Origin of the sequence: Nocardia mexicana NBRC 108244, assembly GCF_001613165.1 — a bacterium.
Taxonomy (GTDB): Bacteria; Actinomycetota; Actinomycetes; order Mycobacteriales; family Mycobacteriaceae; genus Nocardia; species Nocardia mexicana.
The window spans coordinates 40,356-63,311 of the sequence record NZ_BDBV01000089.1 but is presented as its reverse complement, the minus strand read 5'-3'; the positions used below and the strand labels follow the sequence as shown (position 1 = coordinate 63,311).

Below are 22,956 nucleotides of genomic sequence, written 5' to 3'. Positions count from 1 at the left end.
GAAACCCGCTGCGGTGCGGGCGATATCGCCGGCCCCGGCCGCCGCGCGGGGCCGGAAGCCGAGCTCGGGCCAGTCGCGTTCGCCCGCCTCGATCGCCATGCGGGGATCCGGATTCACCGCCCGCGGCCGTCCCACCAGCTCGAGCAGCGGCAGGTCCGGGGCGGCGTCGGCGTAGGCGTAGCTGTCGCTCAGGTCGAGGCGCCGCTCGGTCGCGAAGCGGCGCACCGCGTCGGCCTTCCCGCTGCGCCACAGCGGCTTGTCGTCCACATATCCGGTGAGCACGCCGTCCTGTGCGGCCATGGGGGTGTAGAGCACGTGCTCGATCCCCAGCTCGGCGGCCGCGGGCAGCACCTGAAAACGGGTCAGGCAGGTCGCCAGGAGGAGGGTGTGCCCGGCGGCCTCGTGCGCGCGGATCAGCCGCCACGCCTCCGGATACAGGTGGCCGTAGATCGTGCCGCGGAACAGCCGCTCCCCGAGTTCGGTGAGGTCGGCCTCCGGTCGCCCGGCCCACAGGTGCATGACGCGCTGCAGGAATCGCTCGTACTCGCCCTCGCCGCGGGCGCCGCGAATGCTGGTCAGCAGGGAATCCGCCAGGATCCGCGGGATATCGCGGCGGCGCAGCAGGCGCCGGAGGGCCGACCGCGGGGTGAAGCCGTGCACGACGGTGCCGCCGAAATCGAAGACCGCGGCGACCTGTGGACCCTGCGGGCCGGAGCCGATGGCGGCGACGGCCTCGTCGACCGTCCACTGGGTCATGACACCTCCAATCGATTCGACGGGTCCAGGGCCGCCGCGCGCGAGATGCGGGCGCCGATCGTGCGCAACTCGTCGGCGAAGGCGCGGCGGCGGGCCGCCAGTTCCGTGCCGTCGGACATCGAGTCGAGCAGGCCGTGGTTGTCGGCGAGTTTCAGTGCGGTGGCGAACAATTCGGAGGAGACCGATTCGGGACTGTGCAGGCGCTGCTGCAACAGCATCTGGCGGCCGACGGCCAGGCATTCGTCGATGAACTGCTTGCGGTCCTGCGGCGCCACCGCGCCGTCGCGGGCGGCCAGCCGGTCGGCCACCACCAGCTGCGCGTCGAAGAACGAGCGCAGGACCCGATGGGCCATGATGAATCCGGTCTCGGTCAGCGTGGCCAGGACGTCGGCGCCGACCGTGCCGCCGGCGGTGCGCTGCTTCCAATCCTTGTCCACCAGTTGGATTTCCGCGGTCATCCGGTCGGCGAACTCGGCGCGCTCGGGGAAGAAGAACTCGAACTTCAGCAGATCGCGCAGCCGGAAGGCGGTATCCCAGCCCGCCTGCAGCTGCTCGCCCTCGGGCGCCTCCACCGCGGCCAGGATGGCGAGTTCGAGGATGGCGCGATTGACGAACCAGTGCACCGCGCTGTTGCGATAGAACGCCGCCTCGAGATGTGCCCCGGCCTCGATCGAGTACACCGGCTCCAGCCCGCCGCGATAGACCGTCACCACCTTCGCCAGCGACAGCTGCTCCAGCACGACCGCCAGCCCGTGATCGTCACGCAGTGTGTCGAGTTCGCCGCCGGGCAGGTCGCTGCGCCGGATGTAGTCGCGCACCGGTTCCAGTACTCGGCGCACCTCACCGAGGGTGAGTGCGCGCTCGTGCACGCCCAGCAGTGCGAGGGTGACCAGGGCGTTGACGGTGATCGGTGTGACCTCGTTGATCCCGACGGCGACCTCGAAGGCCAGCCGCTGCACCGCCTTACGTTCCTGATCACGCTCGGGCGCATCGGCCGGAGCCCCCGGGCCCGGATCGGGGACCAGCGGATCACCGTGTGCGGCAAGGCGGTCCCGCGCCGACAGCGGGGCGCCGAACCGCAGGTACACGTGGCCCGCCGAATGCTGTTGGCTGCGAACGTAGCGCGCCAGCCAGGTCAGGCCCTCGGCCTTTTTGGCGCCACCGGACTGCTCGGTGGCGATCGCGCCGAGCTCGTTGAGCCGCTCGTAGGTGATCGACACGGGGACCAGCATCACATCGTCGACGCGGCGCGAGCGGATCGCCGCCGCAAGGTAATTCAGCAGGCCGTAGCGGGGCGGGCGCAGCTTGCCGGTGCGGGTGCGGCCGCCCTCGAAGTACCACTCCAGGTTGAACCGCTTGGCCAAGAGGTAGGCGAAATACTCCTCGACCACCGCCTTGTACACCTCGTCGTCGCCGAAGCTGCGGCGGATGAACACGGTTCCGGTGCGGCGCGCGATCGGGCCGATCGGCCAGAACCGCAGGTTCGCGCCGCCGATCACGTGATTGGGCGGAAAGTCATTGCGGGCCAGCGTATCCCCGAGCACGAAGGCATCCACGTAGGAGCGGTGCGAGGGCAGGAACACCAGCGGATAGCGGCGGTTGAGGCGGCGCAGCGCGGCCAGCCCGGTCGGGTCGCAGTCCACCTTCCAGGTGGAGGCGTGCACCGGGCGCATGGCCTGGGTGAACAGGTCCGACACCAGGCGGCTCTGCGCCGCCACCAATTCCTGCAGGGCCTTTTCCGCCCGCCGGTAGACCTCGCGGGGGCCGGTTCCGATGTGTTCGGCGATGGCGTCGAGGCGGCGCAGGAAATCCGGTGAGTCGAGGATCTCCTCGGCGACCAGCCGGGGCACCTTGTACCGGTCGCCGATGACGGCGCGCTCGGCCCGCTCCAGCGCCACGATCCCGGCGCGCACGATGGCGCGGGCGAACGGTTCCGCGGTCCCGGCGACGGCCGCGTTGTTCGCGCGCAACTCGCTGAGCCGGGCGGGCTGCCCGGTGAGCACGAGGTGGCGGTCCGGCGACCGTGCGATCAGGCGGCGCTGCATGAGCCGGTGCGGTTTCCGGGGATTGGACAGGGTGGCCAGGTCGGCGAAGGTGATGCGGCGCACGCCGTCTCGCTCCGGCGGCAGCCACAGCACCCGGACGGGGACCACCAGCGGGTCGTCGTGCCGCCCGACCAGCCGGACCGCCACCGGCGCCGCATCGAGGTCGATCTGGGTCACCGGCGCGTCGACGCCGAGCTCCGCCGCGATACCGCCCTCGGCCAGCCAGCCGCCGATCAGTTCGCGTTCGGTCGGCGAGGAGGCATCCACCAGCGCGACCACCGAGTTCGGTTCGGTCTCGGGCGTCGCCGTCGGAACATCGGCGCGGTCATCGATCATGCGGGAACCCTTCATCAAGTGACGTTCCCCATTGAAGCCCGGTTCGAGCCCTTTGCGCAGGAGGTTGCGGCGGAGAGTGTGCCCGTCGGCACAACGACTTCCAAGACAGGTAATGCTAACCTCACCAGTTAAAGTAAGGTAAGCATAACCTTGGAGGAACGGTGCCGACCACGGACGAGCGAGTGCTGATCGGGTATGAAAACGATCCGGGGGCGACATCCACACCATCGAATCGAGGGGTCGAGGATCCGGCCGCGGCGGTAGCGGCGCTGGCGGCGGCCGACCGCTTCGGCGAGTACGTCATGTACGAGCGGCCGGGTGAGTGGGTTTTCGCGGCCGACCCGATCGGCAGTGTCGAACTCGATGCGCACGAACTGCGTGTCGCGTGGGACGGGCGCGCCACGGCCACCTCGTGGTCGGGTCGCCCGGCCGAGGTGATCGATCGGGCACTGGCGGCGCTGCCGCTGTCCGGGCGGAACACCTACGGCTGGATCGGGTTCGAGTTCTGTGCCTGGTCGCTGGCGGCGACCGCGCACCTGCCGGAGCGCACCCCGCTGGCGCATCTGATGATTCCGCGCATCGAGGTGCGCATCGACGCGACCGGCGTGCGGGTTACCGGTGCCACGCCGGGCGAGGCCGCCGACATTCACGAACTCGTCGCCGCCGCCCAGGGGTCCGCGTTGCCGCGGCCGCGGCAGGCCGACATCACCATCGATCCGACGGCCTACCGGAACCGGGTGGCCGAGGCGGTCGGCGAGATCCGGGACGGCAAGTACCAGAAGGTGATTCTGTCGCGCAAGGTGGATCTGCCGTTCGTGGTGGACGTGCCCGCGACCTATCGGCTCGGCCGGGCGAACAACACGCCCGCGCGGTCGTTCCTGTTGCGCCTGGGCGTGCTGGAGGCGGCCGGGTTCAGCCCCGAACTGGTGGCCGCCGTCGACGGCGACCGCGTGGTGACCACCGAACCGCTGGCGGGGACCCGGGCCTTCGGGCGTGGTCCCGAGGCCGACCGGGCGGCCCGGGCGGATCTCGTCTCCGATCCCAAAGAGATCGTGGAGCACGCGATTTCGGTGCAGACCTCGTTCGCCGAGATCGCCGCGGTCGCGGTGCCCGGCACCACCGCGGTCTCGGACTTCATGGCCGTGCGCGAACGCGGCAGCGTGCAGCATCTGGCCTCCACCGTGCGCGGCCGCCTCGGGCCCGGCCGAACCTCCTGGGACGCACTGGAAATGCTGTTCCCCTCCGTCACCGCGTCCGGCATTCCGAAGCGGGACGGCGTCGACGCGGTCTTCCGGCTCGATCACGATCCGCGCGGCCTGTACTCCGGTGCGGTGGTGACGGTTTCGCCCACCGGTGCGCTCGAGGCCACCCTGGTGCTGCGCGCGGTCTACCAGACCGCCGACGGCGCCTGGCTGCGCGCGGGAGCGGGCATCGTCGGCCAGTCCACGCCCGACCGGGAATTCGAGGAGACCTGCGAAAAGCTCGGCAGCGTAGCGCCGTACGTCGTGGAGGCCTGACCTCGTCGGGTGGCCCTCGTCCCTGGAGCCGGGGACGAGGGCCATCGGGTCGCTCAACCGGGGGCGAGGGCCAAGGGGTCGCTCAGCCGGGTCGTTCAGCCCTGGGCGCGGAGGGCCTTCTTGTCGATCTTGCCGACGGCCGTGACGGGGAGGGTGTCGGCCTGGCGCAGTACGTCGGGGAGCTTGTAGGTGGCCAGGCCGCGGTCGGTGAGGAACTGCTTGATCTCGGCGAGGGTGGGCAGATCGCCGTCCACGACGAGGATGGCGCAGACCTTTTCGCCGAGCACGGGATCGGGCAGGCCGACCGCGGCGGCGTGGCGGACGGCCGGGTGGGCGAGCAGGTGCTCCTCGAGTTCGTCGCAGGAGACGTTCTCGCCGCCGCGATTGATCACGTCCTTGATCCGGCCGGAGACGACCAGGTGCCCGCTGGGCAGCCGTCGCACCAGATCACCGCTGCGGTAGTAGCCGTCGGGGGTGAAGGCGCGGGAATTATGTTCCGGCGCACGGTAATAGCCGCGGATGGTGTAGGGGCCGCGGGTGAGCAGTTCGCCCTCCTCGCCCTCGGGCACGTCGTTGCCGTCGCCGTCGACCACGCGGACCTCGTCGGCGGGGGAGAGTGGACGGCCCTGGCTGGTGCAGACCAGGTCGATGCCGTCGTCGAGGCGGGTGTAGTTGAGCAGGCCCTCGGCCATGCCGAACACCTGCTGCAACCGCACGCCCAGGGCGGGTTCCACGTCGCGGGCGTTGACCTCCGCCAGCCGCGCCCCGCCGACCTGCAGCAGCCGCAGCGAGGACAGGTCGGCGGACTCCCATTCGGTTGCGGCGCACCACAGTTGCGCCAGCGGCGGCACCACGGCGGTCACTGTCACCCGGTGGTGTTCGATGGCGGCGAAGGCGGTCTCCGGGCTCGGATCGGCGGTGAAGGCGATCGATCCGCCGGTCGCGATGACGCCCAGGATGCCGGGGCACGCCAGCGGAAAGTTGTGCGCCGCAGGCAGGCTCGCCAGGTACACGTCGTCGGGACCCAGCGCGCAGACCTCGGCGGAGGCGCGGGCGTTGTAGGCGTAGTCGTCGTGGGTGCGGGCGATCAGCTTGGGCAGGCCGGTGGTGCCGCCGGACACCAGCATCAGGGCGATATCGCTCGGATCCGGTTCGGGCAGCGAACCGTGGTCGCGGGGAATCGAATTCAGGTCGGTGAAGGGTCCGGCCTCGCCCAGTACCAGCACGTGCCGCAGGGTCGGCACCTGTTCGGCGACCGTGGCCGCCAGCGCGCGATAGTCGAAGTCGCCCGCCTGGTCGGCGACGATATACGCCACGGCACCGGACAATTCGGTGAGATGCTCGATCTCGGCGCGGCGGTGCGCGGGCAGCGTCAGCACCGCGATGGCACCGGCGCGCAGCAGCCCGAACAACACGGGGACGAATTCGGGCACGTTCGGCAGTTGTACCACCACCCGGTCGCCGGGCGTGATGCCCAGCGCCGCAAAGCCGTACGCCATGCGATCCGCCTCGGCGTCCAGTTCCGCGTAGGTGCGGGTGCCGCCGCCGATGTGCAGCGCCGGGCGTTCGGGCCACTGCCGCGCCGCCGCGCGCAGCAGTTCTCCCAGCGGCTGTCCCGTCCAGTACCCGGCGGCGCGATAGGTCTCGGCGAACTCGTCCGGCATGGGCACGAAGCCGTCGCGGTGATTCCTGGTGGGTGTCGCTGTCATCGGTGCTGCCTCACGCTCACGGTGGTACTCGGGTCGCTGTTATATAGGTTAGGCAACCCTATATTACGGTGTGAGGCTGTTGCCGGTCAGCTCAGAATGTGCAGGTCGTAGAAGAACTGGTACCGCTCCGGATCGTCGGGCAGGAACCAGTGGAAGCCCTCTTCCAGGAAGACGGCGACCAGGTTGATCGCGATGACGACGGCCAGGAACCAGATCGCGATCGCGCCGATCAGCCGGTGCGGGCGGTCCGGGATGGTGTGGGCGGCGGTCTCGTCGGAAAAGCACAGCAGCACACCGGCGGTCGCGATGGCGGCGACGAACAGAATCCACGCCCACACGTACAGGTGCAGGCCCAGCACCGGGCCGCCGTATCCGGGATCGCCGGGCAGGATGTGCAGCATCGTCTGCCGCCAGGACGTGAATCCGCCGCCCACGCAGGCGACTATCGACAGGCCCCAGCCCGTCATGTAGTCGCGGGCGTGAATGGCGCCGGTCATGCCCCGGCGCACGATGTAGGCGCCGCCGAGCGCGGCCAGCAGCATGAACATCCGCTGGATCATGCACAGCGGGCACGGGTACTCCCAGCCGATGAACTGGGTGCCGAGGCCGCCGCAGACAACGCCGGTCCAGCCCACGACGAAGATGACCGCGAGCCAGTACTGCAGCTGTCCGAGCCAGGCCCTGCGCCCGGCGGCGGCCGGTGTCGTGTCGTCGGTCGTGGCGGTCACCAGGTGAGCCCCAGTCCGAGGGAGCTGGTGATGTGGTGCCGCAGCAGGATGAGGGTGAGGACGAGCGCGATCCACCACCCGGCCAGCACCAAGCGGCGCGACCGCTGCCGGTAGAGCATCACCACCACCGCGAGCAAACCCGCGAAGATGATCGTGTCCATACCGCGGACCGTACCGTCGCCGGTGGTACGAAGCGTTCATTCGAGCCCGGACACGCCGTTTTCGGGACGTCTCGTGACCGAGGCGAATCGGCGGCTAATTCCTGCCGAACGGTTGCGTGTGCCGGGGCGGGAGACGGCGGGCCGTCACCGCTCTAGACTCGTCCTCGTGACAGGTTGGGACACTTCGGACATCCCCGATCAGAGCGGTCGCACGTTCATCGTCACCGGCGCCAACAGTGGGCTCGGTGCGGTGACCACGCGGGCGCTGACCGCGGCCGGTGCGCAGGTGATCATGGCCTGCCGCGACGAGGTGAAGGCCCGCGCGGTGGCGAACTCGATCGGCGAGCGGGCGCAGGTGCGCCGCCTGGACCTGGCCGATCTGGCGTCGGTCCGGCAATTCGCCGAGTCGGTCGAGCGCGCCGACGTGCTGATCAACAACGCCGGTGTGATGGCGGTGCCCCTGCGCCGCACCGCCGAGGGCTTCGAAATGCAGATCGGCACAAACCATCTCGGGCATTTCGCGCTGACCGGCCTGCTGCTGGACAAGGTCGCCGACCGGATCGTCACGGTCTCCAGCGGCGCGCACGTGATCGGAAAGATCGATCTGAACGACCTGAACTGGGAGCGTCGCCGGTACGAACGCTGGCAGGCGTACGGCCAGTCGAAGCTGGCGAATCTGATGTTCGCCTACGAACTGCAGCGGCGGCTCACCGCGGCCGGTTCGACCAAGGTGTCGGTGGCGGCCCATCCCGGTTACGCCGCAACGGAATTGCAGTCGCACACCGAATCGTTCCTGGACCGGATCATGGCGGTGGGCAATCGGGTGCTCGCTCAGAGCGCCGAGATGGGCGCGCTGCCAACGCTGTTCGCCGCCACCGCCGAGATCGAGCCGGGCGCGTTCTACGGCCCCACCGGCATGCGCGGACTGCGTGGATACCCGGGTCGCAGCGGATCGTCGTCGGCCTCCCGCGACGAAGTCACCGCGCGGCGACTGTGGGAGCTGTCCGAACAGCTGACCAAGGTCACCTATCCTTTCTCCCGTCGCTGAGCTTACCTGTCGCATGTGACGCACGTCACATTCCGTCTCTGTCACAGCTCGGGGCGCCATGCCGTCGCCTTTACATACGGACGCCGCGCCCCGCGGCCCGAGGTCAGGAGACTGCGATGGAACCCCGATTCAACCTGTACGCCAACGAGATCGGCGCGAAGGTCGTCAAGCGAGTCGGCAATGTCGGACTGGTGGTCGACCAGTCGACCCTGCCGCCCGCCACCCAGGAACTGGTGAAGCTGCGCGCCAGCCAGATCAACGGCTGCGGATTCTGCACCGATATGCACTCCAAGGACGCGCTGGCCGCGGGCGAGACCCAGGTGCGGCTCAACCTGGTCGCCGCTTGGCGCGAGGCCACCGTGTTCACCGACGCGGAGCGGGCCGCGCTCGCGCTCACCGAGGAGGGCACCCGCCTCGCCGACGCTCACCACGGCGTCGGCGACGAGACCTGGGAGCTGGTGCGCAAGCACTACGACGACGATCAGATCGCCGCGCTGATCTCCCTGATCGCGCTGATCAACGCCTACAACCGGCTGAACGTGATCTCGCGTATGCCGGCGGGCAGCTACGAGCCGGGGATGTTCGGATAGGAGCCCAGGCGAATTCGAGCCCGGCGCAGGATCTCTCGATCCGAGCCGGGCTCGCATGCTGTCGGTACCGGATGTGGCGGTCCTCACGGGCGGTCGGGCATCTGTTCAGGCCCGCGACATCGGCTGGTACAGTCGCGATCGTGCAGCGCGCGTATTTCTGGTTTACGAAGCCGGCCCCGGGTGGGCCGGTCGGTGAACCGCGCTGACCTTCTCCCACCCCGAGCCGGACGACCAAGTCGGCTCGACGGGAACTTCTCTCGGTGGGTCGACCTGAGAAAAGGAACCCACGATGACACACGCAGCCGATGCCGATGCGCCCTCGAAACCCGGGACCGTCGCGGATCTCGACGATCAGCGCACCCTGAGCATCAGCCCGCTGCTGTCGCCCGCCGACGTGCGGCGTGACCACCCGATCGACGAGGCGCTCGCCGAGACCGTGCGCGCCGGCCGCAAGGCCACCGTCGACGTGCTGAACGGCACCGACGACCGCCTGATGGTGATCGTCGGGCCGTGCTCGGTGCACGATCCCGAGGCCGCGATGGACTACGCACGGCGACTGGCCGCCAAGGCCGCCGAGGTGTCGGATCGGCTGCACGTGGTGATGCGGGTGTACTTCGAGAAGCCGCGCACCACGCTCGGGTGGAAGGGCTTGATCAACGATCCGCATCTGGACGGAACCTTCGACATCAACACGGGTCTCGGCCTCGGGCGTCGGCTGCTGGTGGACATCACCGCGCTGGGCCTGCCGGTGGCGTGCGAATTCCTCGATCCGATCACCCCGCAGTACATCGCCGACCTGGTCTCCTACGGTGCGATCGGTGCCCGCACCGCCGCCAGCCAGGTGCATCGGCAGCTGGCCAGCGCGCTGTCGATGCCGGTCGGCATCAAGAACGGCACCGACGGCGATGTGCAGGTGGCCGTCGACGGCGTGCGCGCCGCCGCGGCCAGCCACGTCTTCCCGGGCACCGGCCTGGACGGGCGTTCCGCGCTGATCCGCACCGTCGGCAACCCGGACTGCCACGTGATCCTGCGCGGCGGCAGCACCGGCCCCAACTACGACGCGGCCTCGGTGGCCGAGGCGTGCATCCGCCTCGAGAAGGCGTCGCTGCCGCAGCGGGTCGTGGTGGACGCGAGCCACGGCAACAGCAACAAGGACCACACCAAGCAGGTCGACGTCGTCACCGATATCTCCGAGCGGCTCGCCGCCGGGGACCGCAGCGTCGTCGGGCTCATGATGGAGAGCTTCCTCGCCGCCGGTCGGCAGGACCTCACCCTCGGCCGCGCCGCCGACCTGGCCTACGGCCGGTCCATCACCGACGCCTGCCTCGACTGGGACACCACCGCCACCCAACTCGACCGCCTCGCCGACGCCATCACCACCCGCCGCGGCTGACGCAAATCGCTAGCGCCCCACCCTTCTCGCACCCCGTGCGTGTTCCCGCACCGCTTGCACGACCCTGTAGCGGGTGCGGGAACACGCACGGGGTGCGTGGGTTCGGTGACCGGGGTCAGCGGTCCACCGGTTGCGAACTGGCTCGTGACAGTCGCGGACGGGGCGTAGCAGCATGGGCGTCATGATCGAGATGACCGCGGTGGCAGGCGTGGCGGCGGCCGCGCTCGGGCTGGTGCTCACGCCCGGCCCGAACATGGTGTACCTGGTGTCGCGGACGGTTTCCCAGGGGCGCCGCGCCGGATTCGTCTCGCTGGCCGGGGTCGCGGTCGGGTTCCTGGTCTACCTGGTGGCGATCGCGGTGGGGATCACGGCGATCTTCGCGGTGGTGCCGGGCCTGTATCTGACGGTGAAGCTCGCCGGTGCGGCCTATCTCGGCTGGCTGGCGTGGAAAACGCTGCGGCCCGGCGGGATCTCGGCCTTCACGCCGTCCGAACTCCCCGCCGATCCCGCCAGGCGGCTGTTCACCATGGGGCTGGTCACCAATCTGCTCAATCCGAAGATCGCGATCATGTACATGGCGCTGATTCCACAGTTCGTGGTGCCCGCGCGCGGGCAGGTCTGGCTGCAGAGCCTGTCGCTGGGCGCGGTGCAGATCACGGTCGCGCTGCTGGTGAACGGATTGATCGTGCTCGGCTCCGGCGCCATCGCGGCCTTCCTCGGCGGCCGCCCGCTTTGGATGCGGGCCCAGCGCTGGGTCACCGGAACCATGCTCGGCGCGATCGCCGTCCTCCTCGCCACCGACCGCGCCCGCCCGACCCCTGCCTGACCACCTTCGAGTCAGAGGGTCGTCGACTGTGCGGGATGGGCGGTGTGGAGGCGGCGGACCGCCTCGGTGAGGGTGTCGTCCTGTTTGCAGAAGGCGAAGCGCACCATGCGGTTCCAGGAATCCTTGTCGTCGGCGAAGACGCTCAGGGGGACGGCCGCGACGCCCAGGCGCTCGGGGAGCTCGAGGCAGAAGGTGTGGGCGTCGTGGTCGGTCAGACCGGAGATGTCGGCGCAAACGAAATAGGTTCCGTCACTTCGCTTCACATCGAATCCGGCGTCGGACAGCGCCTGTGACAGCAGGATTCGCTTCTCCGACAGCGAATCGCGCAATGTCGCCACCCAGGGCATCTCGTGTTCGAGGGCGTGGGCGACGGCGGGCTGGAAGGGTCCACCGCCGACGAAGGTGAGGAACTGCTTGGCCGCGAGTACGCCGTCGATCAGCGGGGCGGGGCCGCACGCCCAACCGATCTTCCAGCCGGTGACGCTGAAAGTCTTTGCTGCACTGGATATTACGACGGTCCGCTCGAACATGCCGGGCAGCGTCGCGATGCTGATGTGCTCGTGTCCGTCGAAGGTCAGGTGCTCGTAGACCTCGTCGGTCACCACCAGCAGGTCGTGTTCGCGGACCAGTTCGGCGATGGCCTGCAGGTCGCCGCGGCCGAGTACGGTGCCGGTCGGGTTGTGCGGCGAATTCAGCAGCAGCATACGGGTTTTCGGTGTGATGGCGGCGCGCAGACTGTCGATGTCGAGGGCGAATCCGGTGCCGTCGGGGACCAGCCGGGCGGTCCGCCGCGTTGCCCCGGCCAGGGCGACCGCCGCGGCGTAGGAGTCGTAGTACGGCTCGATCAGCACCACTTCCTCGCCCGGCTCCACCAGCCCCAGGATCGAGGCCGCGATCGCCTCGGTGGCGCCCACGGTCACCAGCACCTGGCTGTCCGGGTCGTAGTCGGTGCCGTAGCGCCGCGCCCGATCCGCCGCGATCGCCCGCCGCAGCACCGGCATGCCGCGCCCGGGCGGGTACTGATTGACGCCGTCGGCGATGGCCCGGCGGGCCGCCTCCAGCACGGCCGCGGGCCCGTCGGTATCCGGAAATCCCTGTCCGAGATTGACCGCCCCGTGCTTCACGGCGAGCTCGGTCATCTCGGCAAAGATCGTCGCCCCGAACGGGCGCAGGCGAGCAACGGTCGGTGTCTCCTCCATGCGCACCAACGTAACCTGCGCGGGGTGCGGGCAGGGGTCAGGCTACGGCGGGGCGGTGGGTGCTGGCGCGGGGGCGGAGGTGGGCGGGGAGGACGAGGCGCTGGGGTGGGAAGCGGTCGCCGGAGACGCGGCGGAGGAGGAGTTCGGTTGCGCGGCGGCCGATTTCGTAGCTGGGCTGTTCCACGAGGGTGATCGGTGGGGCGAAGCCGGGCCAGCTCATCTCGTCGAATCCGGCCAGCAGCAGGTCGTCGGGGAAGGCCACGCCCGCCTGGGTCAGGGCCTCCAGGGCGCCGACCATCATCAGGTTGTTGCCGACGAACAGGCCGTCGGGGCGGTCGGGGCGGGCCAGCAGGGTACGGGCCGCGGTGCGTCCGCCCTCGATGCGGTAGTCGCCGCGCGCCTCGAGGGCCGGGTCGGGGCGCAGTCCGGCGGCGCGGAGCGCGGCGCGGTAGCCCGCCAGGCGGCTGGTCGCCGTCGAGGCATCCGCGGGCCCCGTGATCATCGCGATGCGCCGGGCCCCGGCGGCGACGAGGTGGTCCACGGCCTGCTGCGCGGCCTTCTGGTTGTTCACGGTGACGCTGTCGATATCGGCCCGGCGCAGCCGCCGATCGATGGCCACCACGGGGATGCCGCGCTCCGTGAGCGTGTCGATGCGACTGGCCGTGGTGGACGACGGGGCCAGGATCACCCCCGCCATGCGCTCGGCCGCGGCGACCTCCAGATAGCGCTGCTCCTTGTCCAGGCTCTCGTCCGAATTGGCCAGCACCACCGAGTAATCGCGCTCGCTCGCCGCATCCTCCACCCCGCGAGCCAGCGCGGTGAAGAACGGGTTCTGGATATCGGCGATGATCAGGCCCAGCACCTTCGTCGCCCGGGTGCGCAGCGACCGGGCCTGGCTGTTGGGCCGGTAGCCCAGCTTCGCCACGGCGGTATCGACGCGTCCGCGTAAATCCTCGGCGACGCGCGGATCGCCGTTGAGAACCCGGGACACGGTGGCCGCGGAGACGCCGGCGAGCGCCGCGACGTCGCGGATCGTCACCGCCATGCACCACCGCCTTCCGGTCGGAAACCCGGCCTTGACCGGCCCGACCCGACGAACCTATGGTAGCGGGAAATCGTTTTCTGAGATCCATGTCACACTCGGGTGGGTCACCTCACCGAGGGGGCGAGGAGGCCGAAATGGCTCGCATCGGATTGCTGTCGATGTCCGACGGACGCGACTTCGTACACCAGGGCATCACCGAATTCATCGCACAGTCGTCGGCGACCGTGGCCGGTGCGCTGCGCGAGGCCGGACACGAGGTCGTCGTCGCCGAGACGGTGAGCACCAACGCGCTGGCCACCAGCCAGGCCCGGTGGCTGGCCGATCAGCGCGTCGACCTGACCGTCTTCCATTACGCCGTATGGGCTTTCCCGCATTTCACGATGCTCGCCGCCGAGGCCACCAGCGGGCCGCTGCTGCTGCTCGGCGGGCTGGACCCGGTGCAGCCGGGCATGGTCGGAATGCTCGCGGCCGGTGGCGCTCTGGACCAGATCGGCCGCCGCCACACCCGTGCGTGGGGTGATATCGGCGATCCGGCTACCCTGCAGCGGATCCTGACGCAGGTCCGCGCGGCCGCCGCCACGCAGACGCTGCGCGGGTCGACCTTCGGCCGCATCGGCGGTCGCCCGATGGGCATGTACACCGCGGTCGCCAATACCGATCAGTGGATGCGCACCTTCGGCGTCGACGTCGAGGAGATCGACCAGTGGGAACTGGTGCGCCGCAGCGACCTGGTGGAAGCGAGCCGGGTCGGCGGGGCCCGGGAGTGGCTCGAAAAGAACGCCGCCGGAGTGCATTACGACGGCAAGAGCCTCACACCCGAGACGCTGGAGCGCCAGATCCGCTCCTACTACGCGATGCGAGAGCTCATCGACGAGTGGCGCCTGGACTTCTCCGGCATCAAGGGCCAGCCCGAGCTGACCAACCACTTCGCCACGATGGATATCACCGAGGCCTTCCTCAACGACCCGTACGACTGGGACGGCCCCAAGCCCACCCACGTCACCTCGACCGAATCCGATATGGATGCGGCGCTGACGATGCAACTGCTCAAGGGCCTGTCCGGCACGCCGGTGCTGTTCGCCGACGTCCGGCACTACCACGCCGACAAGGACGTCTGGGACCTGTGCAATTCCGGCCAGCACGCCACCTGGTTCGCCGCCCGCTCCGACGACCCGCTGGAGAATCTGGCCAAGACGCACTTCTATCCCGAGGTGTTCTTCTTCCCGGCGGGCGGCGCCTCGGTGCATCACCTGGCCGCGCCGGGGGCGTTCACACTGGCCCGGCTCACCCGCCTCGACGGCCGCTACCGCATGCAGGTCATGCGCGGTGAATTCGAAAACTACGACGCCGCGACGAACGAGGCGATGATGCGGATGTCGACGTTCGAGTGGCCGCATGCCTTCGCACGGCTGCACGTGGACGCCGCAGAGTTCCTGAACCGCTTCGGCGCCAACCATATTCACGCCATTCCGGGGGAGCATGTCGCCGAACTGCGCGCGGTGTGCGAGCTGCTGGGTGTCGACTACGACGGGTTCGGCGACGCGGCCTGAGCGGGGCGGCAGTGCGCGAGGCAGTAGTGGATTTGCGAGGATCCGATGACCGGCACCGAAACCGAGGAACGCCCGGTGCTGCTCACCATGGGCGGCATCGTCAAGGAATTCCCCGGTGTGCGCGCCCTGCGCGGCGTGGAGCTGTCGCTGAACAGCGGCGAGGTACTGGCGCTGCTCGGTGAGAACGGCGCCGGCAAGTCGACCCTGATGAACGTGCTGGCCGGGGTGCACCTCCCCGATGCCGGTCGCATCGAAATCGACGGCAGCCCGGTGCATCTGCGCTCCCCGAAGGACGCGGCCCGGCACGGCGTGGCGATGATCCACCAGGAATTGAACCTGGTGCCCGAGTTGTCGATCGCCGACAACATCTTCCTCGGCCAGGAATTACGCACCGCGCGAGGCACATTGGATCGCCGGACGATGGATGCCCGCACGCGCGAACTGCTCGCACGGATCGGCCTGCGGCTGCCGCCGCGCCGCTTGGTGCGGCAGTGCCGCCTGGCCGAACAGCAGCTCATCGAGGTCGCCAAGGCGCTCAACCACCGGCTCCGGGTGCTCGTGATGGACGAGCCCACCTCGGCGCTGGCCGAGGCCGAGACGCAGCGTCTGTTCGCGGTGATTCGCACGCTGACCGGCCAGGGTGTCGGGGTCGTGTACATCTCGCACCGGATCGAGGAGCTCGAGCAGATCGCCGACACGGTGGTGGTGCTGCGTGACGGCGCGCATGTCGGCGCGCGTCCGATGCGGTCCACCGGCCGCGCCGAACTCATCGGTCTGATGGTCGGCCGCCCGCTGGACGAGCTGTTCCCGCGCCGGGCCGAGCAACACGCGGGTGGGCGCCCCCGGCTGCAGGTCGAGGGGTTGTCGACCACCCCCGCGCGCGATTCGGACACCGTTGCCCTGCAGGATATTTCGTTCGATGTGGCCGAGGGCGAGATCGTGGGGTTGGCCGGATTGATGGGCGCCGGGCGCAGCGAGGTGCTCGAGGCGCTGTACGGCGCGGCCGTCGGCGTCGGCGGCACGATCCGGGTGAACGGTGTGCGGTACCGGCCGCGCACCCCGCGCCATGCGATCTCCCGCGGGTTCGCGCTCGTCGCCGAGGACCGCAAGGCGCAGAGCCTGGTGCTGGGAAATACCGTGCGGTTCAACGCCTCCCTGGCCGCGCTACGGCGCTATCTGCGGCCGTGGCGCACGGTCGACGCCCGCCGCGAGCGGGCCGAGGTCGGGGCGCAGCTGGCCGAGCTGCGGGTGCGGGCCGCCTCGGCGACCGTCGCCGTCTCGACCCTGTCCGGCGGCAATCAGCAGAAGGTCGTGCTGGCCAAGTGCCTGCTGACCAAGCCGTCGGTGCTGCTGATGGACGAGCCGACCCGCGGCATAGACGTGGGTGCGAAGGCGGAGGTCCACGCGCTGATGGACCAGCTGGCCCGGCGCGGCGCGGCCATCCTCGCGGTGTCGTCCGAACTACCCGAGCTGATCGGCATGTGCGACCGCATCCTGGTGCTCTGCGAGGGCCGCGTCACCGGCGAATTCCACCGCGACCCCGCCCGCGGCGCCCCCTTCGACCAGGAGGCGATCCTGGCCGCGGCGATGGCCCGCGCGCCCGCCACCCGGCCACCGAACGGCACTGCGACACAGGATCTTCGATGACACTCCCGACCGCGAACCCGTCCGACGAACCGCAGTCCGCCGCGGCCCGGATCCGGCTGCGGCTGACCCGACTGCTGCCGTATCTCGGTGCGGCGCAGGGGTATATCGGCCTGCTGCTGGTGATCGGGTTCGGCATCGTCACCAAGGGTCAGTACTTCTGGAATCAGGAGAACCTCACCAATGCGATCGCGGCGTTCTCCTCGCGCGGGATTCTCGCGGTTGGGGTCACGCTCGTAATCCTCACCGCCGGAATCGATCTGTCCGTCGGGTCGGTGCTCGGCATCGGGTCGATGACCGCCGCCATGCTGCTGGTGAACCAGGAGCTCACGCCGTGGCTGATCGTGCCCGCGTGCGCCCTGGTCGGCGCGTTCTTCGGGCTGTGCAACGGCCTCGGCACCACGGTGCTGCACATCCAGTCGTTCGTGATGACGCTGGCGATGCTCTCGATCGTGCGCGGGATAGACCGGCAGATATCCGACAACGTCGCGGTCGGGACCGCGGTGCTGGACGATGCCGGGCGCCTGACTCCGGAGGCGTCGCAGTTCGCGCTGCTCGGCACGCCCGGGCACACCCTGTTCCAGGGCACCTGGCTGCCCGGATTCGGGACGGCCGGAATCGCCTATCCCGTGGTGGCTTTCGTCGTGGTCTGCATCGTCTTCCAGCTCGTGCTGGCCAAGACCCGGTTCGGCCGTCACATCTACGCGGTCGGTGGAAATCCCACGGCGGCAAGGCTTTCCGGGATCAATGTCACGCTGGTCATCGTCGCGGTGTTCACACTGTCGGGGATGCTGGCCGGATTCGCCGGATCGATCGACGCCGCCTACAGCGCCTCGGCCGACCCGCTGGCCGGAACCGGGTACGAGCTGGATGCCATCGCGGCCGCGGTGATCGGCGGCGCCAGCCTGGCGGGCGGCAAGGGCACCATCACCGGCACCTTCATCGGGGCGCTGATCCTGACGCTGCTCGACAACGTGCTCGGGCTCAATGCCGTGGGGTCCAACGCGCAGCTGATCATCAAGGGCCTGATCGTCGTGATCGCCGTGGTGCTGCAGCGGCCCGGCTTCTTCCGCAGCCTGCGTGACCTGCCGTCCCGGCTGCCCCGCCCGCGTTCGTCCGGCGGCGCCTGATGCCGCCCGTCGTCCGGCCCCTTTCGCCCGGCCGGAACCCTAGGAATCACCAGGAGTCACCATGCCTTCTCCCCGCCGCCTGGCCCTGTCGACGCTGGCCCTGAGCGCCGTCGCCGTCCTCGGCGCGGCCTGCGCCGCCAACGCGCCCGAGTCCTCCGACGACCAGTTCGTCGTCGGCTACTCCCAGTCCAACAATGCCGAGCCCTACCGGGCGCAGCTGAACCTGCAGCTGCAGTACTTCGTCAAACAGCATCCGGACCTGAAACTGCTGCCCATCACCGACGCCCACCAGGACAGCGCGACCCAGGTGAGCCATGTGCAGAACTTCGTGCAGCAGAAGGTCGACGCGCTGGTCGTCTCGCCGAACGAGCCGGCGCCGCTGACCGCCGCCGTGCAGCAGGCCTGTGCGGCGGGCATTCCGGTGATCATCCTGGACCGCACCGTGAACACCGATTGCTACAGCGCCTTCATCGGCGGCGACAACTACGTGATCGGCAAGCTGGCCGGGGAGGCCGCGGTGCAGGCGCTGCCGAACGGGGGCAATGTCGCCGAACTGCGCGGCATCCTGTCCTCGCAGCCGCAGATCGATCGCGACCAGGGCTTCCGCGATGCCATCGCCGGGCACAACATCACCATCACCGAACAGCAGGAAGCCAAGTGGCTCAAGGCCAATGCCACCGCGGTGATGCAGCAGTGGCTGTCCAAGGGCAGCAGGATCGACCTGGTCTACTCGCACAACGACGATATGGCGCTGGGCGCCCAGCTGGCCGTTCAGGGCGCGGGGCGCGAGGGCATGCCGATCATCGGGATCGACGGGCTGGCCATCCCGACCGGCGGTATCCGCGCCGTGCAGAACGGGCAGCTGCTGACCACCTACGTCTATCCGACCGGCGCGGAACAGGCCGTGGATACGCTGGTGAAGCTGCAGCGCAAGGAGCCGGTGGAGAAGAAGCAGGTGCTCGGCACCACCCAGGTCACCAAGGAGAACGCGGCCCAGCTGTATCAGCAGTACGACATGTCGGGCAAGGTCGGCGGCTAGCGCCGGTCATTGCGGCAACCGGATGCCGCGCAGCTTCGCCGGATTGACCAGATCGTAGGTGCCCCAGACCAATCCGTCCCGCACGGTGAATCCGATGATGCGGGCCGGGGTGCCCGGAATGCCGTCGCGCGGTGCACGTTCGGGCAGCAGCGCGCCCAATTGCCCGTTCACGTTGACGAATTCGAAGGTCACCTCGTCCGGGCCGAACAGGTCGTTGCCGTACATGCGCTGCAGTCCGAGGATCAGGCGGGCGATCTTCTGCGCGCCCACGATGGTCCTGATCGCCGTGCGAGTCGTGCCGCCCGCGTCGGCGGTGAACACCGCGTCCGGATGCAGCGCCGCCACCACCGTCTCGAGATCGCCGGAATACAGCGCCTCCAGCAGCTTCTGCACCGCGGCCGTGTGCTCGGCGTCGGGTGCCGGTTCCGGCTGGCGGGCAACGGATTTGCGGGCCCGGGTGGCCAGCTGGCGGGCCGCCTCCGGGGAGATATCGAGGATGGCGGCGATCTCGTCGAACGGCACCGAGAAGCCGTCGTGCAGGACGAAGGCCATGCGCTGCGGCGGGGTGAGCGTGTCGAGGACGACCAGCGCGGCGAGGCGGCAGTCCTGTTTGCGGACAACGGCTTCCAGCGGATCGGGCAGCTGCGACGGCTTGGTGGAGGTCACCACCGGCTCCGGTAGCCATTCGCCGACATAGGTTTCCCGCCGCACGGCCGCACTGCGCAGGCGGTCCAGGCAGATCCGGCTCACCACCGTGGTCAGCCAGGCGCGCAGATCCTCGATCTCGGACTGCCGCGCGGTGGCCAGCCGCAGCCAGCTCTCCTGCACCGCGTCCTCGGCGTCGGCCACGCTGCCGGTCAGCCGATAGGCCACCGAGAGCAGGTGCGCCCGATGGGATTCGAAGAGATCGGCGAGCAGAGCGGCAACCATTGTCGGGATTCTACGGTCGGGTCGATATCGCCCCGACCAGCGGTCCCGGCGGCGAAAAGGATTGGGTCCGGAAACGGGCCGCATGACAGCATGGCGGCATGGTGGACACCAGGCTCGGCGACGGCACGGTGTGGCTCTCGCGGCCGGGCGCGGCCGACGTGGACGCCATCGTGGAGTGCTGTCAGGAACCGTCGATCGGGGAGTGGACGACCATACCGGTGCCGTACCGCCGCGAGCACGCGGAAATGTTCCTCGCCGAAATCGTCGCGCCGGGCTGGGACGCCGGGCGGCCGACCTGGGCCGTGCGGGAGTCGGCGGACGGACCGGTCGTCGGCATGGTCGGCGTGACGGGCATGGTGCTGCACGGTGGTCACGAGAGCTCGGCCGCCGAGATCGGGTATTGGCTGAGCCCGCGGGTGCGGGGGCGCGGACTGATGACGCGGGCGGTGCGCTTGGCCTGCGATTTCGGGTTCCGGTCCGAGGGGCTGGCGGTGCAGCGCATCGAATGGCGCGCCATGGTCGGCAACCATGCCTCGGCGGCCGTCGCGCGGCGGACCGGCTTCCGTTACGAGGGGCTGCTGCGGCTCGGCGGTGAACAGCGCGGCCGACGGCGTGATGTGTGGATCGCGGGGCGCCTGGCCACCGATCCGGCGGGGCCCGTCGACGGGTGGCCGGACGGGGTCTGAACGGTCGCCGGGAACTCACCGGCTATCTGATCGGGCGTAGACGTAGCCGGTGGCTGTTCGGATTGGTTCAATCGCTGTGATTTGCGACACGCCGCGCTTGGTGCGAGTCCAGCTAATGACTGGCAACCATGATGTCCGGGTTCGATGTCTCCCCAAACGTGCTGGCTCCAGCACCGATCGAGAGGTGAGTGCATGAGAATCCGCAAGCTCGTAGTGACATCCCTGCTCGCGATCGCGACCACCGGACTGGCGGTGGCCACGGCGCACGGTGAGTCGACCCTCGCCGAGGATCCCTACGTTCTGAAGGGCACCGATCGCGGCATCAGCTACTCGACCGGCCTGTCCGACGATCGCAAGGGTGTCACGACGAACCTCAGCTCGGGCCGGTTCGACCTGGCCCCGGACGGCTCCGCGGTCACCGTGAACGCCCCCGACGGGACCATGATCGAGCGCTGGCCCATGGTCTTCGACATGGCCGGATACCACGTGCAGCTCGACCCCGAACTCAGCGCGGACGGCTCCTCCCTCACGCTGCGCTCCGCGGCGCCGGACACCCTCGTCGACAACGTGACGGACTTCAACCGGGCGCTGCAGCACGACGCCTTCCCGCAGCTGGAACAGCAGCAGCCGCAGGCCAAGGAGGTCGGCGTGCTGGGCGCGCTGGTCGGCGGCATCGCGGGCGCGGCCATCGGCGCGGTCGTGTTCACGGTGATCGGCGCGGTCTTCCTGGTCGTCGGCGCCATCCCCGGCTTCTTCGTCGGCGCGGTGATCGGCGCCGTCCTGGGCGGCATCGCAGGCTTCTTCATCCTCTGACCCCCGCGCCCCCCGACCGCGCGAGCTGCGCCCACAGTGAACAATGGGGCAGCTCGCGCGGTCGTGTCGGTCCCGTCGGGAACAATGGACCACGGCCCAAACCTCAGGAGGTGCCGTGACCGACGGACCACTCATCGTCCAGAGCGATAAGACACTGCTGCTCGAGGTCGACCACGAGCAGGCCGATGCCGCGCGGCAGGCCATTGCGCCGTTCGCGGAGTTGGAGCGTGCGCCCGAGCATGTGCACACCTATCGGGTGACGCCGCTGGCGCTGTGGAATGCGCGGGCGGCGGGGCACGATGCCGAGCAGGTGGTCGATGCGCTGGTCAACTATTCGCGGTACGCGGTGCCGCAGCCGCTGCTGGTCGACATCGTCGACACCATGGCCCGGTACGGACGGTTGCAGCTGGTGAAGCATCCGGCGCACGGGCTGGTGCTGGTGAGCCTGGACCGGGCGGTGCTGGAGGAGGTGCTGCGGCACAAGAAGATCCAGCCGATGTTCGGCGAGCGCATCGACGACGACACGGTGATCGTGCATCCCTCCGAGCGCGGGCGCATCAAGCAGATGCTGCTCAAGATCGGCTGGCCCGCCGAGGACCTGGCCGGATACGTCGACGGCGAGGCCCACGCGATCGAGCTGGACTTCGGCACCCACGAGTGGCACCTGCGCGACTATCAGGAGATGGCGGCGGAGTCGTTCTGGGCCGGAGGCTCGGGCGTGGTGGTGCTGCCGTGCGGCGCCGGCAAGACGATGGTCGGGGCGGCCGCCATGGCCAAGGCCGGGGCCACGACGCTGATCCTGGTCACCAACACCGTGGCCGGTCGGCAGTGGAAGCGCGAACTGCTGGCGCGCACCTCGCTCACCGAGGAGGAGATCGGCGAATACTCCGGCGAGCGCAAGGAGATCCGCCCGGTCACCATCGCCACGTACCAGGTGATCACGCGCAAGACCAAGGGCGAGTACAGGCATCTGGAGCTGTTCGACAGCCGCGACTGGGGCCTGGTCATCTACGACGAGGTGCATCTGCTGCCCGCGCCGGTCTTCCGGATGACGGCCGACCTGCAGTCGCGGCGCCGCCTCGGCCTCACGGCCACCCTGGTGCGCGAGGACGGCCGCGAGGGCGACGTGTTCTCGCTGATCGGCCCCAAGCGCTACGACGCGCCGTGGAAGGACATCGAGGCGCAGGGCTGGATCGCCCCCGCCGACTGCGTCGAGGTGCGGGTGACGCTCACCGACGCCGAGCGCATGAGTTACGCCACCGCCGAACCGGACGAGCGCTACAAGCTGTGCTCCACCGCCCGCACGAAACTCCCGGTGGTCGAGTCGATTCTGGCCAAGCACAAGGATGCCCCCAGTCTGGTGATCGGCGCCTATCTCGACCAGCTGGACGAGCTGGGCGAACACCTGAACGCCCCGGTCATCCAGGGTTCCACTCGCAACAAGGAGCGCGAGGCGCTGTTCGACGCGTTCCGCAACGGCGAGATTCCGGTGCTGGTGGTGAGCAAGGTCGCGAACTTCTCCATCGACCTGCCGGAAGCATCTGTGGCGGTGCAGGTTTCGGGAACCTTCGGCTCCCGCCAGGAGGAGGCACAGCGCCTCGGGCGGCTGCTGCGACCCAAACACGATGGGGGCCAAGCACACTTCTATTCCGTCGTCGCTCGTGACACCCTGGACGCCGAATACGCCGCGCACCGGCAACGTTTCCTCGCGGAACAGGGATATGCCTATCGAATCACCGACGCGGACGACCTGCTGGGCCCGGCGATCGGATAACAGCAGGCCGCGTCACCGTAGACTGTTTACCGGAGAG

Annotated in this window: 20 protein-coding genes; 12 read left to right on the top strand and 8 right to left on the bottom strand. The window is 69.4% G+C overall.

Features of this window, described 5'->3' with window-relative positions; genetic code table 11:
- Both NM1_RS32085 and NM1_RS32080 read right to left on the bottom strand, forming a co-directional pair.
- Positions 1 to 756: HAD family hydrolase (locus tag NM1_RS32085; RefSeq protein ID WP_157124045.1), on the bottom strand; the 756-nt coding region annotated here is incomplete at its 3' end.
- Positions 753 to 3,137 (bottom strand): glycerol-3-phosphate 1-O-acyltransferase, encoded by a 2,385-nt coding sequence (locus NM1_RS32080; protein WP_068028660.1) that lies wholly within the window; start codon positions 3,135 to 3,137, stop codon positions 753 to 755. The genes NM1_RS32085 and NM1_RS32080, both read right to left, overlap by 4 nt.
- A gap of 161 nt (positions 3,138 to 3,298) precedes the next feature.
- Between NM1_RS32080 and NM1_RS32075 the strand changes: the two genes are divergently transcribed.
- A complete protein-coding gene (locus NM1_RS32075) occupies positions 3,299 to 4,654 on the top strand; it encodes a salicylate synthase (RefSeq protein WP_307719346.1) in 1,356 nt (451 codons plus the stop codon).
- Between the two features lie 95 nt (positions 4,655 to 4,749).
- Here NM1_RS32075 and NM1_RS32070 read toward each other — a convergent pair whose 3' ends face one another.
- From NM1_RS32070 to NM1_RS42690, 3 genes are all read right to left on the bottom strand, one after another.
- Positions 4,750 to 6,363, bottom strand: a complete 1,614-nt coding sequence (locus NM1_RS32070; protein ID WP_068028632.1) for a (2,3-dihydroxybenzoyl)adenylate synthase — start codon at positions 6,361 to 6,363, stop codon at positions 4,750 to 4,752.
- An 86-nt stretch (positions 6,364 to 6,449) separates the two neighbouring features.
- Entirely contained in the window at positions 6,450 to 7,091 is a 642-nt protein-coding gene (locus tag NM1_RS32065; RefSeq protein WP_068028629.1) for a disulfide bond formation protein B, read from the bottom strand.
- The gene (locus tag NM1_RS42690) at positions 7,088 to 7,252 is read right to left on the bottom strand and encodes a DUF5993 family protein (RefSeq protein WP_114699861.1); all 165 of its coding nucleotides are present in this window, start codon (positions 7,250 to 7,252) and stop codon (positions 7,088 to 7,090) included. Before NM1_RS42690 ends, NM1_RS32065 begins: the two co-directional genes overlap by 4 nt.
- A 166-nt stretch (positions 7,253 to 7,418) precedes the next feature.
- Here NM1_RS42690 and NM1_RS32060 point away from each other — a divergent pair, with 166 nt between their 5' ends.
- From NM1_RS32060 to NM1_RS32045, 4 genes are all read left to right on the top strand, one after another.
- Positions 7,419 to 8,300, top strand: coding sequence for an oxidoreductase (locus NM1_RS32060; protein WP_068028627.1), 882 nt, complete (start codon positions 7,419 to 7,421; stop codon positions 8,298 to 8,300).
- Between the two features lie 116 nt (positions 8,301 to 8,416).
- Entirely contained in the window at positions 8,417 to 8,890 is a 474-nt protein-coding gene (locus tag NM1_RS32055; protein ID WP_068028624.1) for a carboxymuconolactone decarboxylase family protein, read from the top strand.
- A gap of 289 nt (positions 8,891 to 9,179) precedes the next feature.
- Positions 9,180 to 10,283 carry a 3-deoxy-7-phosphoheptulonate synthase gene (locus NM1_RS32050; protein ID WP_068028622.1) on the top strand — a complete coding sequence of 368 codons (1,104 nt, stop codon included), beginning with the start codon at positions 9,180 to 9,182 and terminating at the stop codon, positions 10,281 to 10,283.
- A 181-nt stretch (positions 10,284 to 10,464) separates the two neighbouring features.
- Positions 10,465 to 11,109 (top strand): LysE family translocator, encoded by a 645-nt coding sequence (locus NM1_RS32045; RefSeq protein ID WP_068028656.1) that lies wholly within the window; start codon positions 10,465 to 10,467, stop codon positions 11,107 to 11,109.
- An 11-nt stretch (positions 11,110 to 11,120) separates the two neighbouring features.
- Here NM1_RS32045 and NM1_RS32040 read toward each other — a convergent pair whose 3' ends face one another.
- Together NM1_RS32040 and NM1_RS32035 are read right to left on the bottom strand one after the other, a co-directional pair.
- On the bottom strand, positions 11,121 to 12,308 hold the full coding sequence (locus NM1_RS32040; RefSeq protein ID WP_068028619.1) for a pyridoxal phosphate-dependent aminotransferase: 1,188 nt from the start codon (positions 12,306 to 12,308) through the stop codon (positions 11,121 to 11,123).
- A 37-nt stretch (positions 12,309 to 12,345) separates the two neighbouring features.
- Positions 12,346 to 13,353, bottom strand: coding sequence for a LacI family DNA-binding transcriptional regulator (locus tag NM1_RS32035; RefSeq protein ID WP_068028616.1), 1,008 nt, complete (start codon positions 13,351 to 13,353; stop codon positions 12,346 to 12,348).
- Positions 13,354 to 13,487: 134 nt separating this feature from the next.
- On the opposite strand from NM1_RS32035, the gene NM1_RS32030 reads away from it, so the two are divergent.
- The 4 genes from NM1_RS32030 (at position 13,488) to NM1_RS32015 (ending at position 18,716) form a co-directional block, all read left to right on the top strand.
- Complete coding sequence (locus NM1_RS32030) at positions 13,488 to 14,903, top strand: L-fucose/L-arabinose isomerase family protein (RefSeq protein WP_068028613.1); 1,416 nt, start codon at positions 13,488 to 13,490, stop codon at positions 14,901 to 14,903.
- 45 nt (positions 14,904 to 14,948) lie between these two features.
- Positions 14,949 to 16,550: a sugar ABC transporter ATP-binding protein gene (locus tag NM1_RS32025; RefSeq protein ID WP_068028610.1), complete on the top strand. Its 1,602-nt coding sequence runs from the start codon at positions 14,949 to 14,951 to the stop codon at positions 16,548 to 16,550.
- On the top strand, positions 16,547 to 17,677 hold the full coding sequence (locus tag NM1_RS32020) for an ABC transporter permease (RefSeq protein WP_068028608.1): 1,131 nt from the start codon (positions 16,547 to 16,549) through the stop codon (positions 17,675 to 17,677). Before NM1_RS32025 ends, NM1_RS32020 begins: the two co-directional genes overlap by 4 nt.
- A gap of 61 nt (positions 17,678 to 17,738) precedes the next feature.
- Positions 17,739 to 18,716 carry a substrate-binding domain-containing protein gene (locus NM1_RS32015; protein WP_068028605.1) on the top strand — a complete coding sequence of 326 codons (978 nt, stop codon included), beginning with the start codon at positions 17,739 to 17,741 and terminating at the stop codon, positions 18,714 to 18,716.
- A 6-nt stretch (positions 18,717 to 18,722) separates the two neighbouring features.
- On the opposite strand, the gene NM1_RS32010 is transcribed toward NM1_RS32015, so the two are convergent.
- Positions 18,723 to 19,646 carry a sigma-70 family RNA polymerase sigma factor gene (locus tag NM1_RS32010; protein WP_068028601.1) on the bottom strand — a complete coding sequence of 308 codons (924 nt, stop codon included), beginning with the start codon at positions 19,644 to 19,646 and terminating at the stop codon, positions 18,723 to 18,725.
- A gap of 98 nt (positions 19,647 to 19,744) precedes the next feature.
- Here NM1_RS32010 and NM1_RS32005 point away from each other — a divergent pair, with 98 nt between their 5' ends.
- The 3 genes from NM1_RS32005 to NM1_RS31995 all read left to right on the top strand — a co-directional run bounded on the left by NM1_RS32005 (position 19,745) and on the right by NM1_RS31995 (position 22,919).
- Positions 19,745 to 20,332 carry a GNAT family N-acetyltransferase gene (locus NM1_RS32005; protein WP_068028598.1) on the top strand — a complete coding sequence of 196 codons (588 nt, stop codon included), beginning with the start codon at positions 19,745 to 19,747 and terminating at the stop codon, positions 20,330 to 20,332.
- Positions 20,333 to 20,524: 192 nt separating this feature from the next.
- Positions 20,525 to 21,145, top strand: coding sequence for a DUF8020 domain-containing protein (locus tag NM1_RS32000; protein ID WP_068028595.1), 621 nt, complete (start codon positions 20,525 to 20,527; stop codon positions 21,143 to 21,145).
- Positions 21,146 to 21,260: 115 nt separating this feature from the next.
- The gene (locus NM1_RS31995) at positions 21,261 to 22,919 is read left to right on the top strand and encodes a DNA repair helicase XPB (protein WP_068028592.1); all 1,659 of its coding nucleotides are present in this window, start codon (positions 21,261 to 21,263) and stop codon (positions 22,917 to 22,919) included.
- Positions 22,920 to 22,956 lie beyond the last annotated feature (37 nt).

Bases quoted from the DNA above. Each gene is read 5' to 3' on its own strand.
- NM1_RS32080 (WP_068028660.1), bottom strand. From the start codon at position 3,137: ATGATCGATGACCGCGCCGATGTTCCGACGGCGACGCCCGAGACCGAA.
- NM1_RS32070 (WP_068028632.1), bottom strand. From the start codon at position 6,363: ATGACAGCGACACCCACCAGGAATCACCGCGACGGCTTCGTGCCCATG.
- NM1_RS42690 (WP_114699861.1), bottom strand. From the start codon at position 7,252: ATGGACACGATCATCTTCGCGGGTTTGCTCGCGGTGGTGGTGATGCTC.
- NM1_RS32055 (WP_068028624.1), top strand. From the start codon at position 8,417: ATGGAACCCCGATTCAACCTGTACGCCAACGAGATCGGCGCGAAGGTC.
- NM1_RS32050 (WP_068028622.1), top strand. From the start codon at position 9,180: ATGACACACGCAGCCGATGCCGATGCGCCCTCGAAACCCGGGACCGTC.
- NM1_RS32045 (WP_068028656.1), top strand. From the start codon at position 10,465: ATGATCGAGATGACCGCGGTGGCAGGCGTGGCGGCGGCCGCGCTCGGG.
- NM1_RS32040 (WP_068028619.1), bottom strand. From the start codon at position 12,308: ATGGAGGAGACACCGACCGTTGCTCGCCTGCGCCCGTTCGGGGCGACG.
- NM1_RS32035 (WP_068028616.1), bottom strand. From the start codon at position 13,353: ATGGCGGTGACGATCCGCGACGTCGCGGCGCTCGCCGGCGTCTCCGCG.
- NM1_RS32030 (WP_068028613.1), top strand. From the start codon at position 13,488: ATGGCTCGCATCGGATTGCTGTCGATGTCCGACGGACGCGACTTCGTA.
- NM1_RS32025 (WP_068028610.1), top strand. From the start codon at position 14,949: ATGACCGGCACCGAAACCGAGGAACGCCCGGTGCTGCTCACCATGGGC.
- NM1_RS32020 (WP_068028608.1), top strand. From the start codon at position 16,547: ATGACACTCCCGACCGCGAACCCGTCCGACGAACCGCAGTCCGCCGCG.
- NM1_RS32015 (WP_068028605.1), top strand. From the start codon at position 17,739: ATGCCTTCTCCCCGCCGCCTGGCCCTGTCGACGCTGGCCCTGAGCGCC.
- NM1_RS32010 (WP_068028601.1), bottom strand. From the start codon at position 19,646: ATGGTTGCCGCTCTGCTCGCCGATCTCTTCGAATCCCATCGGGCGCAC.
- NM1_RS32005 (WP_068028598.1), top strand. From the start codon at position 19,745: ATGGTGGACACCAGGCTCGGCGACGGCACGGTGTGGCTCTCGCGGCCG.
- NM1_RS32000 (WP_068028595.1), top strand. From the start codon at position 20,525: ATGAGAATCCGCAAGCTCGTAGTGACATCCCTGCTCGCGATCGCGACC.